The sequence below is a fragment of the Kitasatospora sp. NPDC040550 genome, assembly GCF_055594965.1.
Genome location: NZ_JBVIWC010000015.1, coordinates 201,571 through 218,980, shown reverse-complemented (window position 1 = coordinate 218,980; position 17,410 = coordinate 201,571). Strand labels below are relative to the sequence as shown.

The window sequence follows — 17,410 nt, the reverse complement described above, 5'->3', positions numbered from 1 at the left end:
GACTCCGTCCGCATGCTCGCCGACCTCGGCGTCATCGCCGCCGTCGGCCACACCGACTCCGACTACGCCACCACCCTCGAAGCCATCGAGGCCGGAGCCACCGTCGCCACCCACCTCTTCAACGCCATGCCCGCCATCGCCCACCGCGCCCCCGGCCCCATCGTCGCCCTCCTGGAGGACGAACGCGTCACCGTCGAACTGATCAACGACGGCGTCCACCTCCACCCCTCCGTCCTCGACCTCGCCTACCGCACCGCCGGCGCCGACCGGGTCGCCCTGATCACCGACGCCATGGGCGCCGCCGGCATGGGCGACGGCCTCTACCCCCTCGGCCCCCTCCAGGTCCGCGTCGAGAACGGCGTCGCGATGCTCCCTGACGGCAGCTCCATCGCCGGGTCGACGCTCACCCTCGACCGGGTGCTCCGCCGGGCGCTGCTGGTGCACGGGTTGACCCTGCCGCAGGCGGTCGAGTCGCTCAGCACCACCCCGGCCCGCCTGCTCGGCCTCGCCGACTCGATCGGCTCGCTGGAGACCGGCAAGCTCGCCGACCTGGTCGTGCTCGACTCCGACGGCTACGACCTGGTCGCCGTGATGCGCCGCGGCCGCTGGGCCGTCGGCGGCGACCGCTTCCCCACCGTCAGATCCGCCTGAGCCGAGGGGCCCGGACCGGACGCGGCTCCTACCAGTCGAGGAGCAGCCAGCCGCGGTGCGGCAGGGGCTCGGCGACCTCGACGGTGCCGGCGGCGGCCGTGGTCGAGGCGGCCGCGGTCGTCGCGACGGGCTGGGGCTCGGCCAGCGGCCGGAGCAGGACGCCCTCCGCGTGGACGGCCCCGCCGGGCAGGTGCACCCGGGGGTGGGCCGGGTCGGCGCTGCCGTTGGCGACGGCGAGCCGCCAGCCGTGCTCGGTGCGGGTCAGCTGCGGGATCAGGTGGGGCCCGCCGGTGACCAGCGGCAGGGTCGGGGTGTCGCCCTCCAGGTAGCGGACGGCGGCGTGCAGCAGGCGCTGCCCGTCGTCGTCGTGGGGCAGCAGCTCGACGGCGGTGGCGGCCGTCACCGCGACCCGGCCGCCGAGCTCGTTGGTGAAGACGCACCGGCCGGCGCCCCAGAACCGGTGGTCGGGGGTGAGGATCTCGGTCCAGGTCTCGGCCCCCGCCGCCGGCCGGAGCCGGGCCAGGGCCGGCTGGACGTTGACGCTCAGGTAGGCGCCCGCGCCCTCCCCGGTCAGCACGCGTTCCAGCGCGTACGGACCGGGCTCGCCCGCGTCCCCGCGCTCGACGACCTCCTCGACGGTCACCCCGAGCAGCTCGCCGAACCCGCGCGCCCGCAGGATGTGGGCGGCGGTGCCGTCGAGCAGCAGGCCGTCGGCGAGCATCCGCCGGAGCTCGGCGTCCTGGTAGGCCCAGGCGAGCTGCCCGAACAGCACCCGGACCGGGCCGTCCTCGGCGGTGACCGGGACGCCGTAGCGGAGCAGGTGGTCCGCGGCCGGGCCGGGGTCGGCCGCCAGTTCGGCGAGGTCGCCGCCCCGGCGGGTGCGGACGTGCGCGGCGGCGTCCTGGCGGACGGGCAGCGTCACGCCGCGGGTGCGCGCCACCGGCCCGGCGAGCAGGTCCAGCGCGGGCCGGGAGCGGCGCAGCAGCTCGGCGACCCGTGGGAAGCGCCCGGCGGCGCCGGACTGCATCGGGTGGAGGTTGAGGAACAGCGCGTCGGAGCCCGCGAGTTGGGCGGCCACCAGCTCCGACCAGGTCTGGGTGTCGGACTTGGACCACGCGGTGTGCGGCCAGTTCTCGACCTCCGGCGCGCTGCGCACGTAGCGCGGCCGCAGGGCCCGCTGGACCTCCAGCATCCAGACCGAGAAGCTGAGTTCGCGGCCCGGCGCGTCCGCGTAGCGGGCGAAGTGCGGCCGGTGCCAGGCCTGCCCGTCGATGGCGAGCGCGTCGAACAGGGCCGGCCAGTCGCGGCCCTCGACCGAGTGGACCCCGGGTTCGGAGCTCATCAGGCCGAGCCGGGAGCGCCCGCCGGAGGCCTTGGCGACCGCCGCCGCCACCTCGCCCGCGACCTCCAACTGGGCTGTGCGCCAGACCTGTTGGAGCAGGGCGCGCCACGGGTGCGGCGGGCCGGGAGCGGTCACGGCGGCAACCGCCCGCTCCCGGTCGACCGGCTCACCGGCCAGTTCGGCGAGGCGCTCCAGCATCAGCGGTTCGAAGCCACCGCCCCAGGGCAGCGGAGCGTGGTTGTGGTAACGGAAGTCGTCCTCCAACCACAGGACGCGGAAGTCGAGTTCGGCGAAGCGGGCGTAGTGGGCGGTGATCCAGGCGCGGAACCGCGGACAGGCCGGGGAGGCCTGGGCGGTGGCCACGGTGCCGTCCGGTCCGACCATCGGGGCGAAGCCGAGCCGGTCGGCCCGGCCGCGGTCGGCGTGGCCGAGGGTGACCCAGGGGTTGAGGCTGACGTCGAGCCCGGCTCCGCGCAGGACCGCCGCGGCCGTCGCGGCGGTGTCGTACAGCCGGTCCTCGACCCCGCCCGCCGGGTGGCCGGGGTACAGTTCCTCGGCCGCGAGCAGCAGGACGACCTCCTCGACGCCCGACTCCCGGCAGAAGGAGGCGAGTTCGGCGGCACGCTCGGCGGCGTCCGGGGTGGGGTGGAGCTGGAACCGCAGGTGGTACCGGGCGGGCACGCCGGGCCTCCTCATTTGGTGCTGCCGGCGGTGAGGCCGGCGCGCCAGAAGCGTTGCAGGGACAGGAACAGGACGACCAGCGGGATCGTGGAGATCATGGCGGCGGTGATGACGATGTTGAGCGGTGGCGCGCCGGGGCCGAGGGCGCGTTGGGCCTGCCAGCCGACGATGCCGACGGTGACCGGTTGGAGGTGGTCGTCGGCCAGCATCAGCACGGGCAGCAGGTAGTTGGTCCAGATGGCGACGAACTGGAAGAGGAAGATGGTGACCAGTGCGGGGGACATCACGCGCAGGGCGATGGTGGTGAAGATCCTGAACTCGCCGGCGCCGTCGATCCGTCCGGCCTCGATGAGTTCGTCGGGGACGGAGGCGGCGGCGTAGATCCTGGCCAGGTACACGCCGAACGGGCTGACGGTGCTGGGCAGCAGCACCGCCCAGTAGGTGTTGACCAGGTGGAGCTGGGAGAACATCAGGTAGAGCGGGACGGCGAGCAGCGGTTGCGGCACGAGCACGGCCGCGAGCACTCCGTTGAAGGTCAGCTCCCGGCCGCGGAAGCGGTACTTGGCCAGGGCGTAGCCGGCCATCGCGGAGATCAGGGTGGAGCCGGTGGCGCCGCCGATGGCGTAGAGAGCGCTGTTGGCGAGCCATTGCCGGTAGATGCCGTCCTGGCGGGTGAAGACGTCCCGCAGGTTGTCGGTGAGGGCGAGGTCGCCGAACCAGAAGCCGTTGCCGGTGAACAGGCCGTTGCTGGTCTTGGTCGAGGCGACGAGCAGCCACCAGACCGGGGCGAGGAAGTAGACGGAGGCGATCAGCAGGACGGTGAGGGTGAGCCAGCGGGAGGCCTGGTGGCGGGCCGTGCGGGTGGTGCGGGTGGTGTGGGTGGGGGTGGTGCGGGTGGGGGTGGTGGTGCTCACAGGGTCTCCCCGCGGCGCTGGACGAGTGTGAGGAAGCCGAAGGACAGGGCGAACGCCAGGGCGGCGAGTACGACGGATTCGGTGGCGGCGAGGTGGAAGTCGTTGGCGTCCACGGCGTTGTAGGCGGCGTAGATGGGGGTGTAGCCGCTGGGCAGGTTGGGGGCGACGTTGTGCAGGATGGCGGGCTCGTTGTAGAGCTGGGCGGTGCCGATGATGGAGAAGACCGTGGTCAGGAGCAGGGCGGGGCGGATCATCGGGATCTTGATCCGCCAGGCGATGCCGAGGGCCGAGCAGCCGTCCATCCGGGCGGCCTCGGCCAGTTCGGTCGGGATGGCCTGGAGGGCGGAGTGGATGATCAGCATGTTGTAGCCGGTCCAGCCCCAGGTCAGCATGTTGCCGATGGTCGCGCCGAGCATGCCGTCCGAGGTCAGGTTCAGGTCCAGGCCCAGGTGGTGGGCGGCGGCGGTGATCGGGCTCAGGCCCGGGGCGACCAGGTAGGACCACATGATCGCGCCGACCACGCCGGGCAGGGCGTAGGGCAGGAAGAAGGCCAGTCGGAAGAACCGCTTGAACATCGTCGATCCGGCGTCCAGCAGCAGGGCCAGCACCAGGGCCAGGGCCAGCATCACGGGGACCTGGACCGCGCCGATCAGCAGGACCCGCAGCAGTGAGCCGCGGAAGGCCGGGTCGCCCAGGGCGGTCGTGTAGTTGTCGAGGCCGGCGGAGGCCTGGGTGGGGGCGGAGAGGCCGAGGCCGGAGCGGTGGGTGCGGAACAGGCTCTGGTAGAGGGTGTAGCCGATCGGTGCCAGGTACAGCGCCGTGAACAGCAGCAGGAACGGGGCGAGGAACAGCGCGAGGGTCCGGGCCCGGTGGCGGGTGGGGCGGTCCGGGCGGGCGGCGCGGTCCTGCGGTGCTGTCCGCCCGGCGAGGGCGGTGGTCATGGGGGGTCGTGCCTCCTTGGTCGGGCCGGGTGCCTGGTCAGCCGGCGACGGCGAGCCCCTGCTGCTTGAGGCCGGCCACCGTCCTGCTCTGCAGGTCGGCGAGCACGTTCGGCAGGGTGGTACCGCCGCTGCCCGCCTTGCCGAGCCCGTCGCCGAGGTCGGTGGAGGTCTGGGTCATGGTCGGGCCCCACTGCCAGTCGGTGGTGATGTGGGCCGTCTCGGCCTTGAAGACGTCGTAGATGACCTGCCCGCCGTAGAAGGGGTCGGGCTGGGAGAGCGCGGGGTGGGCGAGCGCCGACGTCGCGGCCGGGTAGATGCCGGTGACCTTGATCAGGTTGCCGACGCTGTCGGTGTCGGTGCTCATCCAGGTGGCGAACTCGGCGGCCTCCTTGGCGTGGGCGCAGCCCTTGAGCACGGCGGTGGCCGAGCCGCCGTCGTTGCCGTACGCCGGGTTGGCGGTGTCCCACACCGGCATCGGGGCGACGGCCCACTGGCCGGAGCCGTCCTTGACGCTGCTCGCGATGATCGGTGCGTCCCAGACCGCGTTGACGTCGGAGAGGATCTTGCCGTTGGCCATGTCGGCGAACTGCGAGGCGTCGTTGCTCGGGTCGGTCTTGAGCAGCTTCTTGTCCAGCAGGTCCTGCCAGTAGGAGGCGACCTTGCGGTTGGCGTCACTGTTCAGGCTGACCTGCCACTGGTCGTTGCCGGTGCCGAACCACTTGGCGCCCGCCTGCCAGGCGAGGCCGGCGTAGGTGTAGGGATCGTTGCCGAAGTTGCCGAGGTACACGGTGGGGTCGGCGGCGTGCACCTTGGCGGCGTCGGCCGCGTACTCCTCCCAGGTGGCCGGGGGCTTGTCGATGCCGTACTTGGCGAAGAGGTCCTTGCGGTACATCAGGGCCATCGGCGCGGTGTCCACCGGGATGCCGTAGGTGTGGCCGTCGACGGTGACCTGCTTCCAGGTCCAGTCGGCGAACCTGCCCTTGGCGTCGGCGGTGTACGTGCCGACGTCGGTCAGGGCCCCGGCCGCGGCGAAGCTGGGCAGCGTCTCGTAGCCGACCTGCGCCAGACAGGGGGCGTTGCCGGCCTTGGCCGCGGTGAGCATCTTCGTGTAGCCGCCCTTGGAACCGGAAGCGGTCTTGCCGAAGCTGACCTGGATCTCCGGATGGGTCTTGTTGAACAGGGCCACCGACTCCTCGTACCCCGGGGCCCAGCCCCAGAATTCGAGCTTGACCGGGCCCGAGGCGGCGTCCGCACCGCCGCCGCCACTGGAGGAACAGCCGGCGGCGACGAGGACGGCAGCCGTCGCGAGCGCGAGCGCGGAGGCCGTCGAAACGGGTCTTGTCTTCACGTGTGTCTCCTCGAACCGGGAGGGCGGGGCTCGGTCCCAGGGGGCGAAGCGGGAACCGGCCAATTCGTTCGGTTATTGTTTGAACCAACCCTGATAAAGTCAAGAGGCAGCGTCGACGCCCGCGTCGGCCGTGACGGTGGTACCGGAGGAGGAGCGGTTCGTGAAGGCAGCGCTTCAAGGCTCGGGCGTACGGAGTCTGGCGATGGCCGGGCCGGCCGTCGCCCGCGACCGCTCGTCGTCCCGCCGGGCCAACCTCGGCATGGTGCTGCGACTGCTGCGCGACGAGGGCCCCCGCTCGCGCGCCCGCATCTCCGAGGACACCGGCCTCCCCAAGGCCACCGTCTCCAACCTCACCGCGGAACTGCTGGAGGGCCGGCTGATCCGCGAGGGCGAGGCCGAGCGGGACCGGGGCACCGTCGGCCGGCCCGGGCAGGCCGTGGAGATCGACGGCAGCGGCGTGCACGGCATCGGCGCCGAGATCAACGTCGACTATGTCAGCCTGCTCGCCCTCAACCTCAAGGGCGAGGTCACCGCCGAGCAGCGGATCCCCTTCGACGTCCGGGCCGCCGGGCCCGACGCCACCCTGGACACCACCGCCCAGCTGGTCGCCCGCGGCATCGAGGCGCTGCGCCGCGACGGCGGCCGGGTCGCCGGGGTCACCCTGGCCACGCCCGGCGCCACCGACATGGCCACCGGCACCGTCGGCTTCGCCTCCAACATCGGCTGGCGGGACGTACCCGCCATCGCCGGCCTGCGCGAGCGCCTGGGCCCCGGCGCCCCCGAGATGCACCTGGAGAACGACGCGAAGCTCGGCGCGCTGGCCGAGTACGTGACCGCCTCCGCCGACAACGTCCGCGACCTGGTCTACGTCACCGGCCAGACCGGCGTCGGGGTGGGCATCATCGCCGGCGGGCAGCTGGTGCGCGGTGCGGGCGGCTACGCGGGGGAGGTCGGCCACCTCCAGCTGGTGCCCTCCGACCAGCTGTGCGCCTGCGGCAGACGCGGCTGCTGGGAGACCACCGTCGGCCGCGGCGCCCTGCTGCGCTACGCCGCCGACCCCGGTGACCTGGTCTGGGACCCGATGGTGGACCTGGAGCGCCGACTGGCCGTACTGCGCGAGCGGGCGGGCGCCGGGGACGCCCGCACCCTGGCCGCGGTGCAGCGGATCGCCGACAACCTCGCGCCGGGCCTGGCGCTGCTCGCCGACGTCCTCAACCCCCGACTGATCGTCCTCGGCGGGCACTTCGCCTTCTTCGGCGAGTACCTGCTGGACAGCGTGACCGCCCAGGTGCGCGAGCGGGTGATGGCCCCGGACGCCGGGGGCTGCGAGATCGTGCTGTCCACCACCGGGCTGACCGGGACGGCCCGGGGCGGGGCGCTGCTCGCCCTGGATGCCGTCTACCAGGACCCGACCAGCGCCATGACGCCCGCGCGGCGCTGAACCGTATGCCCCGATCTGCTGCACGGGGGTTGACACGACCCGCAATAAGTTCGGATTCTGGCGGAACTAATCGCCAGTCGTGCCGCCTCCCCCACGTCACGGGCGGCACGCCTCCGGAAGGATCCCCCGATGAGACGGACGACGTCCCGGCCGGCCCGGGCCTCGCTCGTGCCGGTCCTGGCCCTGGCGGCGGCGACCTGCCTCCCGCTCGCCGCCGCACCCCCCGCCTCCGCCGCCCCGCCCGCCGCCACCGCCATCGCTGCCACTGCCACTGCCACCACCGGCACGGTCACCATCGGCGGCAAGTGCCTGGACGACGCCGGCGGCGGCACCGCCGACGGCAACCCCGTCCAGCTGCTCGGCTGCGACGGCTCGGCCCGCCAGCAGTGGACCCGCAACCCCGACGGCAGCGTCACCGCGTTCGGCAAGTGCCTCGACGTCACCGACGCCTCCAACGCCACCGGCGCACTGCTCCAGCTCTACAGCTGCACCTCCGGCCCCAACCAGAGGTTCGGCTGGCTCCCGGACGGCACCGTCTACGCCGCAAAGTCGGCCAAGTGCCTGGCGGTCCAGGGAAGTTCGGCCACGGACGGGGCCCGCGTCGGCCTCGCCCCGTGCACGCCCTCCCCCACCGAGGTCTGGGGCGGCAGCGCGGCACCGCCCGCCTCGTACACCCTCTCGACCGGGAAGCCCGTCCCCTTCGGCAACGCCGACGACACCCCCGCCTTCGGCTACACCGACACCGACGGGCAGTTCTACTACCAGTCCGCGCACTCGCTGTACGGCGCCAAGGACGGCCGCAGCTGGCAGTTCTACAGCGGCTCGAACTTCGACACCGCCGCCCTCGCGCCGATCAGCACCGCGGTGAACCCCACCAACCCCCAGGACAGCAACGGCGACACCACCTGGCGCTGCGACAACAGCCCGACCGGCCGCGGCGCCACCGCCGCCCCCGCCGGCTCCGGCTACGCCCAGCCCAACTACTGCGACCTGACCGGGGTCTGGGTCGACCCCGACACCGGCTGGTGGTACGGCCTGGTCCACAACGAGTTCACCCCGCAGCCGTTCGGCGACGGCCTGCACTACGACGCCATCGACGCCACCGTCTCCAAGGACCGGGGCCACACCTGGGCGATCACCGACCACGCGATCACCACCCCGTACAGCACGGTCCGCGGCGACACCACCACCTTCCCCAACTCCACCTACTCCTACGGCGACGGCGACCCGCGCCTGTTCACCGACTACCGCTCCGGCTACTTCTACGTGTTCTACATGTCCCGGGCCGTCGACAAGACCGGCGGCTGGGGCGGCTTCGAGGAGCACGTCGCCCGCGCGCCGATCTCCGGGAAGATGGCCGCCTCCTCCTGGACCAAGTGGCACGACGGCTCCTGGTCCACCCCGGGCGTCGGCGGCGCCGAGAGCGACCTCGTCCCCGCCCAGGGGGTCGGCACCGGCTACCTCGCCCCCGGTGACGGCTACTCCCCCGACCGGACCGGCAGCATCCGCACCCAGATCGCCGCCGGCACCATGCCGGCCCCCTCACAGCTGTCGGTGCTGAACATCGCCTGGAGCGCCTACCTCGGCAAGTACGTCGGCACCCCCGAGAACGAGGCCGGATCCGACCAGCCCCAGCACTACTACGTCACCGACGACCTGGCCACCCAGCAGTGGACCGACATCGGCTCCGTCGGCGGGCCGCAGAGCTCCTGGTACCGCTGGCTGGTGGACTCCGGCAGCCGGACCGGCACCACCGTGCTCGGCAGGACCTTCCGCTCCTACTGCTGGTTCAGCTGCTCCACCGGCAGCGGCGAGTACGCCGAGGTCACCATCGCCCCGACCGCCGCCGGCACCCCACCGGCCGCCCCCGTCACCGCCGGGGTGCCGTACCGGCTCGCCGCGGGCAACGGCCGTTCCCTGGCCCAGAGCGGGAGCGCCCTCACCACCTCCGCCGGCGCCGACACCGCCGCCCAGCAGTGGACCTTCACCCCCACCGGCGACGGCTTCTACACCATCGCCAACGCCGGGTCCGGCAAGCTGCTCGGCGTCGACGCCCGCGGCAACGCCGGACGCGCCTGGGGCGCCGCCCCCACCCTCTCGGCCCGCGGCGGCAACCCGACCACCGGTCAGCAGTGGTCCGTCCAGACCGTGGTGACCAGCCCGACGGGCAGCGGCCCGTCCACCCCCACCGGCGGCTACCGCCTGGTCAACCGCTACAGCGACCTCGCGCTCAGCCTCACCACCGGGGCCCAGGCCGTGACCACCTCCCCCCAGCGCAGCTGGGACAACCCCGGCAGCAGCGCCGACACCCGCCCGGTCACCGCCCAGACCCTCACCCTCACCCCCGCCACCGCCGCACCGGGCCTCGACGGCACCCACGTGCTGTCCACCGCCGGCAAGGCCCTGGACGTCCCCGACTGGTCCACCACCCCGGGCACCCAGCTCGACACCTGGGCCACCAACGGGGGCGGGAACCAGGGTTGGACCTTCGCCCGGCAGGCCGACGGCTCGTACACCCTCACCAACCTCCACTCCCGGCTGTGCGCGGACGACCGGGGCGGCGCCACCGCACCCGGCACCCCGGTGATCCAGTGGACCTGCACCGGCGGCGACAACCAGCGCTGGACCGCCACCCGGCTCCCCTCCGGCGCCTACACCCTGGCCAACCGCCGCAGCGGACTCCTGCTGACCACGGCCGGGCCCGCCGACGGCGACCTGCTGACCCAACAACCCGACAGCGGCTCGCCGTTGCAGCGGTGGACGCTGGACTGACCCACCGGCAGACGCCCGCCCCCGGCACCGACCAGCGCCGGGGGCGGTTCCGACCGGACGTCACGATCCCATCAACATTCCGGGAGATCATCGGCCTTTGGCCGTGTTCGTCCCGCTTTCGCGACCGCCGCCGGGCCGCCGCGCTCCCTAGGCTCCCCGCAGCACTGTTGTTCAACAGTGGGCAAAGGAGCAGCAATGCATGACCCAAGGTCGACCGGGGCCACGGAGGGCCCGGACCGCCGGGAGCACCGGGAGCACCGGGAGGGCTCCTCGGGCCGGTGGAAGGCGATCACGGCCGCCGCGCTGGCCGCCGCCCTCGTCTCCTCCGCCACCACCGCCTGGTGGCTGTCGGCCGACGACGACCTGCGCTACGTCAACGACTACGCCGCCCACGAGCCGCTGCGCGTGGTCGGCTACCCCTCGACGGGCACCCTGCACCTGACCCAGCAGATCGTCTGGCGCCTCGCCGACGGCTCCGAGGGCTCGCTGGCGACGATGGCCAGCTCCGACGGCTCCACCACCGAGGCGCGCGGCACGGCCGCGAACTGGGTCCGGGCGTTCCGCGACGGCGCCCAGGGGCCGGTCACCGCGGAGTTCCACGGCGAGGGCTCGGTCCGCCAGTCGGTGGTGCTGTACTTCGAACGCACCCGGCAGGTCAAACAGCTGCGCCTGCGCCTCGACGGCAACGGCGGCGCGGACGGCTGGCGCGTCCTGATGCGCGAGACCGACCCCCAGGAGGCCGCCGCTCCGCCCACCTGGGCACCGAACTCCCCCGGCGCGACGCTCCCCCCGGCCGTGCCGTAGGGCCCGCGACGGCAGCTCACCGAAGGCTCGGCCCGGGCAGCAGGCGACGGCGGTGAGCCGGACACCGGAGCCGCCGTGCAGGAGCTGGAGCAGATGTGCCCCAGGACGGCGCCGAGAGGCGAGCCCACGGCGTCGGCCAGGCCGTTCGGAGGAGGCCGGGCCGCCGCCCGCACGCGGAACGGGCGGACACCCCACGGAGGGGTGTCCGCCCGTTCCGCGTTCCCCGACCCGATCCGCGTAACCGTCTTGACAGGTGACGAAAACTCATGGAACTCTCTCGTCACCGGTCAGAACAGTTACTTCGATGAGGACACCACCATGGCAGTCGTACGCTTCCAGCTCGTCTCCACACTCGGCGCCGAGGACGTCCTGGCGGTCCTGACCGACTTCGGCCCCGCCCGCGCCGAGGCCTGGCCGTCCATCGACGCCGAACACTTCGAGGTGCACGCCCTCGGCGACACCTGGGCCGAGGTCACCGAGGGAACCGCGGCCGCCTGGGAGCGCGCCCGCTACGAGTGGGAGCCCGACGGCGACACCGTCACCGTCACCACCCTGGACTCCAAGCTCTTCGGCCCCGGCGGCGGTTGGGTCTTCCGGCTCACCCCCGAAGGCGACCGCACCCGGGTCGACGTCGAACTCACCCGCCACCCCCAGCACCTCAAGGGCCGGATGCTCGCCGCCCTGCTCCCCGTCGCCGCCCCCGGCGCCCTCCGCAAGTCCTTCGCGGGCCCGCTGCACACCGTCTGAACCACCGCCCGCACGTGGCGCGGCCGCAGGGAGCCGTACGGGAAGGAGCAGGGGGGTGGGGTCCGCCGGTACGGAGCTGGTGGGGCGCGCGCGGGAACAGGCTGAGCTGGCGGCGTTCGTGGAGTCCGCCACGGGCGGGGCACTGGTCCTGCGCGGCGAGGCGGGGGTCGGCAGGAGCGCGTTGCTGGACCACGCCGCCACGCTGGCCGAGCGGGCGGGCCACGTCGTCGCCCGGGCCGCCGGCGTCGAGGCGGAGTCCGAACTGCCCCACGCCGGACTGCACCAGCTCCTCCATCCACTGCTCGCCGACCTCGCGCGGCTGGACGACGACTCCCGGACAGTGCTCGGCTCGGTGCTGGGCGGGGTGTTCGGCTCCGGGTCCGGGTCAGGGCCCGGGTCAGGGTCAGGGCCGGGGTCCGGCCCGGCTCCCGGCCGGCCGCCGGGCGGTCCGCCCTCGGTCATGGCACTCGGCATCGCCGTCCTCGGCCTGCTCCCGGTCTCCGCCGCCCGGCGGCCGTTGCTGCTGGTCCTCGACGACGGGCAGTGGCTGGACGACTCCAGCGCCGACGTCCTCGGCTTCGTCGCCCGGCGGCTGGCCGGCAGCCGGGTGAAGCTGCTGGTCGCGGTCCGCACCGACGTCACGTCCCGTTTCGACACCGCCGCCCTGCCCGAACTGCCGGTCGCCGCCCTCGGTGACGAGGACGCCGCGCGTCTGCTCGACCAGAGCCACCCGGAGCTGGACCGACGGGTCCGCCGGACCGTACTGGACCAGGCCCGGGGCAATCCGCTCGCGCTGCTGGAGCTGCCCGCCCAGGTCGCGGACCGTCCGGACGGCCGCCCGGTAGAGGACCTCGGGGGCCCGCACGGCGTGCCGCTGCCGCGGCGGCTGCAACGGCTCTTCGGCCCCCGCATCGAAGCCCTCGACCCGCGGGTGCGGGCCGAACTCCTGACGGGTGCGCTCGACGGTGCGGGCGCGCCGGGAAGCGCCGAGGCGGCCCCCGGCAGCCGGTACCGGATGCGCGACGCCGACCCGGCCGTGGCCGCCGGGCTGCTGGACACCGAGCCGGTCACCGGCGATCTCGTCTTCCGCCACCCGCTGGTGCGCTCCGCCGTGGTGCAACTGGCCACCGCCGACCAGCGCCGCGCCGCCCACCTGGTGCTGGCCCAGGTCCACCGGGGGAACCCCGAACGCCGGGCGACCCACCTGGCGGCCGCGACGGTCGACCCCGACGAGGACGTCGCCGCCCTCCTGGAGGCCGCCGCCGAGTCCGCCATCCGGCGCGGCGTGGCGCTGGCGGCCGTGAACTGGCTGACCCGGGCCGCCGAACTCAGCGAGGACCGGGCCGGCCGGTCCAGGCGGCTGGCCGAGGCCGCCTTCGTCGCCGGTCACACCACCCGACTCGGTCAGGCGCAGCGGCTGCTCCGGGCCGACCTCCCGCCCGGTACGCCGGAGTCACCGGCCTCGGTGCTGGTGGCCGCCTACCGGGCGCTCCACCAGGACGGGGACGTACGCTCCACCCACCGCCGGGTCTCGGCCGCGATCGAGGAGCTGCGGGACCGCGGGGCGCCCACCGGGGCGCCCGGCGAAACCCGCTCAACGGCCGCCGACGGCACGCCCGCCGAGCCCGGGCCGGTCCTCCCCCTGCTGGTGACACTGCTCCTGGCGATCAGTCAGTACAGCGGGGACCGCACGCTCTGGGAACGCACCCGCGCGCTGCTCGCCTCCCTCGGCGACCTGGTCACCGAACGCCCGCACCTCTACAGCGACACCTGGAGCGACGTGACCAGGCACGGCGCCGGCCGGGCCGCGCCGGTGCTGCGGGCCGCGGCGGGCCTCACCGAGCTGGCCCCCTGGGACGTCACCCGGCTGGCCACCTCCGCCTACCACCTCGACCTCCTCGGCCACTACCGCCCCCATCTGCAGCACGTCGTGGACCGCGAGCTGGAGACCGGCGCGGTGGCCACCGGTATGGCGATGCTGCACCAGATCACACTCGACCAGCTGACGGCCGGCGAATGGACCGAGGCCGAGGCCACCGGACGGCGCGGTCTGGACCTGGCGGTCGAGCACGGCCACGAGCTGTTCGCCGCCCAGAGCCGGGCCCACCTGGCCCAGCTGGCGGCGCTGCGCGGGCAGGCCGCCCGGGCCCGGGAGCTCCGGGCCGAGGTGGACGCCTGGGCCCGTCCGCGCGGTCTGGGGTTCCTCACCCAGGCCGCCGACGCGGCCGGCGCGACCGCTGCCCTGGGCGCCGGCGACTACGAGGGCGCGTACCTCCACGCCGTCGGCATCACTCCACCGGGCACCTTCCGGCCCTACGCGTACCAGGCCTCACGCACCCTGCTGGACCTGGTCGAGGCCGCCTGCCACAGCGGGCGCGCCGAGCAGGCCCGGGCGCACGCGCTCGCCGCCCGCGACGCCGGACTGCCGGCCCTCTCCCCCCGCTTGGACCTGATCACCCACGGCGCGCTGGCGATGACCGCCAAGGACGAGCAGGAGGCCGCCGAGCTGTTCGCACGGGCCGAAGCCGCCCCGGACGCCGCCCGCTTCCCGTTCGAGCTGGCCCGGATCCGGCTGGCGCACGGCACCCGGCTGCGCCGGGTCCGGGGGCGGGCGGCCGCGCAGCCGTACCTGGCCCTGGCGGCCCGGGCGTTCGAACGGCTGGGCGCGGCCGACTGGACCGAACGGGCCCGGGCCGAACTGCGCGCCGCCGGCGTCCCGCCGCACCCCTCGGCCCCGAACCCGGACCCGTTGACCTCGCAGGAGCGCCGGATCGCCGAGTTGGCCGCCTGCGGCCTGACGAACAAGGAGATCGGTCACCGGATGCACCTGTCGCCGCGCACCGTCGGCTCGCACCTGTACCGGATCTTCCCCAAATTGGGCATCACGGCCCGCGCCGCACTGCGCGACGCACTGGGCCGGGCCGACGCGGACCGCCAGGGCTGACGCCTCCGGTCGCTCCCACAGCCGAAGGCCCGGGAGCCACAGCTCCCGGGCCTCCGGCCGCTTCGGGGAGGGTCAGTGACGCGGCGGCCGGACGCAGCGGAAGCTGCTCGCGGCGGCCGGGTCCCCGTGGTCGGTGTAGCGGGAAACCATCGGGTAACGGCACAGGTCGCGGGCGACGGTGCCGCCGGTGCCGGTGGTCAGGGTGGCGTGCAGCACCGAGGGCGCCGTGCCCTGCTCGACCCAGCCGGTCAGCGCCGCCAGGTCGTCGACCCTGCCGCCGTCCAGACCGCAGTGCTCGACGCCGGGGGCCAGGAACAGCCGGTAGAAGTCGTCGACCTTCGTCGCGCCGCCCATCCGCTCCTCCACCCGCCGGCGGTAGTCGACCGTGCCGGCGGTGGGGATCAGCTGGTCGGCGTCGCCGTGCCAGCTGAGCAGCTTGCCGCCGGCATCTCGGAACGCGGAGAGGTCCGCGTCGCGGGTGCCGATGACCTGGTCGTACTCGGCGCGGGCCGCCCGGAAGATCCGGTCGAACTGCGCGCGGGTGAGGTGCGCGGTGTCGAACCCGGGCTGCTTCTGCACGAAGGTGGCGACCCACGCGGCCGGGACGACGAACGGCACCCCGGTGGTGACGCCGTTCGCGTCCGTCTTGCTGGCCGCCAGGTAGCGGAAGTCGGCGCCGATCGGCAGGCCGTACCAGAGCCGCTTGCCGTTGACGTCGCGCGGGCCGTCCCAGATCCGCCGGACCACCTCGGCGTCCGCCGCGGTGACGGTGATCTGCTTGCCGTCGCACTCGACCCGGGTGCCGACCAGGCCGCGCGGGTCGAAGGCGCACCGCTGCGGGTCACTGATCAGGCCGTCGACGACGCCGTCGAGCGGGTCGCAGGCCTTGAGGGCGGCCCGGTTGAAGGCGTCGAACTCGCACCCGGTCGGGTAGGTACGGGTCTCGTTCATCACCACCTGCGGCCAGAGGGTGGCGACCTCGAACTGGTTCCAGTTGACGCCCGGCGCGGCGGCCTTGATGCCGTCGAAGTCCGTCGGGTAGCGCTGGGCCTCCAGGTAGCCCTGGCGGCCGCCGGTGGAGCAGCCGTTCCAGTAGGAGTAGGACGCCGCCCGACCGTAGACCGCGGCCACCACCTCCTTGCCGACCAGCGCCATCTCGTGCGCCGAGCGGGAAGCGAAATTGTCCAGCAGCGCGGTGTCGACCCGCCCGGCGGCGTCCAGCGCCCAGCTGGTGTCCAGGGCCCCGCCGACCCCGGCGTCGGTGGTGGCGGCCGCGTAGCCCTGCTTGACGGCTGCGGCGAGACCGGCGCCGTTGTCCCCGGCGGCGTAGGCGCTGCCGCCCACCGCCTGGAAACGGCCGCTCCAACCCGCCTGCGGCAGCCAGACGTCGACCTTGGCGTGGTCGTTGGCACCGGGGTGGGTCAGAGTGACCGTCACCTCGCAGTGCGCCGGGACGTCGGGCACCGGAAAGCCGCCGAGCGGCGGTTCCCCGGGCACCTGGAAGGTCCCCGCCGGTACCGCGACCGCAGTCACGGACTCCACGGCGGTGCCCGCCGGGGCCGGGATCCCGGCCGGGGCGCAGCTGAACGCCGCCTGGCCGGCGGTGGCACCCGCGGCGGTGGCGCTGACGGCGGCGAGCTCCGGCGACGCGCTCACCGGAGTGGACACGGCAACGGCGGTGACCAGCGGGACGGCTGCCGCGACGACGGCCAGGAACCGTCTTTTCATGATCTCTCCTCGGTATCGGACTTGGCCCCCTCACTCTGGCCGCCCGGCCGGTGACGCCGCATCAGTCACCTGACGCTCGGTCGATGCGCCCCAGGGCGCAGCCGAACAGCCGGAAGGACGGAGTCACATGACCGATGCGCCGGGCCCCGAGGACGGAGCACAGTGAGGCCCGCTGGATCCACTCACCGTTCGAAACCCCTTGGAGCACTTCCATGTTCAGCCTTGAGCACGGCCGCCTGCGTCGCCTCGTCACCGGTGCCGCCGCCGGGGTCGGCGCGATCGCCTTCGCCGTCGCCGGCACCGCGAGCGCCGCGACCGAGGAAGCGGCCGCCGACCGGGGCCCGAAACCGACCGTCGTCCTGGAGCACGGCGCGTTCGCCGACGGCTCCAGCTGGGACGGCGTCGTCGCGCAACTGCGCCGCGACGGCTACCCGGTGGTGGCCGCCGCCGACCCGCTGCGCGGCCCGGCCTCCGACGCGGGCGCGCTGCGCAGCGTGATCGACCACGTCAAGGGCCCCGTCGTGCTGGTCGGCCACTCCTACGGCGGCTCGGTGATCAGCGCGGCCGCCGTCGAGCGGCCGCAGGTCAAGGCGCTCGTCTACGTCGCCGCGTTCCTGCCCGCGCCCGGCGAGTCCGCGCTCGGGCTGACCACCGCGTTCCCGGGCTCGACCCTGTCCGGCACGCTGGACCCGGTGCCGGTCACCAACGCCGACGGCAGCACCGGCACCGACCTGTACATCCGACAGGACCGGTTCCGGGCCCAGTTCGCCGCCGACGTCCCCGCCGACCGGGCCGCGCTGGCAGCCGCCGCCCAGCGGCCGATCGCCCAGGCCGCGCTGACCGAGCAGGCCACCGGTGCCGCCTGGCAGACCGTCCCCAGCTGGGACGTCATCACCACCGAGGACCGCAACATCCCGGCCGAGGCCCAGCGGTTCATGGCCCGGCGCGCCCACGCCCACACCACCGAGGTGGCGGCATCGCACTCCGTCGCGGTGTCCCACCCCGGCGTGGTGGCGGGCGTGATCGAGCAGGCGGCCCGCGCCACCCGCTGACCGGCGGCCCTGAGCTCCGGGAGGGCGGCGCCCCCGCGCCTCCCT

Annotated in this window: 12 protein-coding genes; 7 read left to right on the top strand and 5 right to left on the bottom strand. The window is 74.1% G+C overall.

Going from position 1 to position 17,410, the window contains the following annotated elements; translation table 11 throughout:
* A partial coding sequence (locus ACZ58X_RS23110; protein WP_470335496.1) for an N-acetylglucosamine-6-phosphate deacetylase occupies nt 1-651 on the top strand: 651 nt, incomplete at its 5' end.
* A 28-nt stretch (nt 652-679) separates the two neighbouring features.
* Here ACZ58X_RS23110 and ACZ58X_RS23105 read toward each other — a convergent pair.
* From ACZ58X_RS23105 to ACZ58X_RS23090, 4 genes are read right to left on the bottom strand one after another with little or no spacing between them, the layout of a single operon-like run.
* Nucleotides 680-2,674, bottom strand: coding sequence for a hypothetical protein (locus tag ACZ58X_RS23105; RefSeq protein ID WP_470335495.1), 1,995 nt, complete (start codon nt 2,672-2,674; stop codon nt 680-682).
* An 11-nt stretch (nt 2,675-2,685) separates the two neighbouring features.
* On the bottom strand, nt 2,686-3,588 hold the full coding sequence (locus tag ACZ58X_RS23100) for a carbohydrate ABC transporter permease (protein ID WP_470335494.1): 903 nt from the start codon (nt 3,586-3,588) through the stop codon (nt 2,686-2,688).
* Nucleotides 3,585-4,529 carry a carbohydrate ABC transporter permease gene (locus ACZ58X_RS23095; protein WP_470335493.1) on the bottom strand — a complete coding sequence of 315 codons (945 nt, stop codon included), beginning with the start codon at nt 4,527-4,529 and terminating at the stop codon, nt 3,585-3,587. Before ACZ58X_RS23095 ends, ACZ58X_RS23100 begins: the two co-directional genes overlap by 4 nt.
* 37 nt (nt 4,530-4,566) lie before the next feature.
* Nucleotides 4,567-5,877, bottom strand: a complete 1,311-nt coding sequence (locus ACZ58X_RS23090; protein WP_470335492.1) for an ABC transporter substrate-binding protein — start codon at nt 5,875-5,877, stop codon at nt 4,567-4,569.
* 160 nt (nt 5,878-6,037) lie between these two features.
* On the opposite strand from ACZ58X_RS23090, the gene ACZ58X_RS23085 reads away from it, so the two are divergent.
* From ACZ58X_RS23085 to ACZ58X_RS23065, 5 genes are all read left to right on the top strand, one after another.
* A complete protein-coding gene (locus ACZ58X_RS23085) occupies nt 6,038-7,318 on the top strand; it encodes an ROK family transcriptional regulator (protein WP_470335491.1) in 1,281 nt (426 codons plus the stop codon).
* Between the two features lie 129 nt (nt 7,319-7,447).
* Complete coding sequence (locus tag ACZ58X_RS23080; RefSeq protein WP_470335490.1) at nt 7,448-10,090, top strand: RICIN domain-containing protein; 2,643 nt, start codon at nt 7,448-7,450, stop codon at nt 10,088-10,090.
* A 195-nt stretch (nt 10,091-10,285) separates the two neighbouring features.
* Complete coding sequence (locus ACZ58X_RS23075; RefSeq protein ID WP_470335489.1) at nt 10,286-10,894, top strand: hypothetical protein; 609 nt, start codon at nt 10,286-10,288, stop codon at nt 10,892-10,894.
* Nucleotides 10,895-11,212: 318 nt separating this feature from the next.
* The gene (locus ACZ58X_RS23070; RefSeq protein WP_470335488.1) at nt 11,213-11,641 is read left to right on the top strand and encodes an SRPBCC family protein; all 429 of its coding nucleotides are present in this window, start codon (nt 11,213-11,215) and stop codon (nt 11,639-11,641) included.
* 55 nt (nt 11,642-11,696) lie between these two features.
* Nucleotides 11,697-14,585 carry a helix-turn-helix transcriptional regulator gene (locus ACZ58X_RS23065; RefSeq protein WP_470335487.1) on the top strand — a complete coding sequence of 963 codons (2,889 nt, stop codon included), beginning with the start codon at nt 11,697-11,699 and terminating at the stop codon, nt 14,583-14,585.
* Between the two features lie 72 nt (nt 14,586-14,657).
* Here the strand turns inward: ACZ58X_RS23065 and ACZ58X_RS23060 are convergent, their stop codons facing one another.
* Nucleotides 14,658-16,313, bottom strand: coding sequence for a tannase/feruloyl esterase family alpha/beta hydrolase (locus tag ACZ58X_RS23060; RefSeq protein ID WP_470335486.1), 1,656 nt, complete (start codon nt 16,311-16,313; stop codon nt 14,658-14,660).
* Between the two features lie 212 nt (nt 16,314-16,525).
* Here ACZ58X_RS23060 and ACZ58X_RS23055 point away from each other — a divergent pair, with 212 nt between their 5' ends.
* Complete coding sequence (locus tag ACZ58X_RS23055) at nt 16,526-17,365, top strand: alpha/beta fold hydrolase (RefSeq protein ID WP_470335485.1); 840 nt, start codon at nt 16,526-16,528, stop codon at nt 17,363-17,365.
* Nucleotides 17,366-17,410 lie beyond the last annotated feature (45 nt).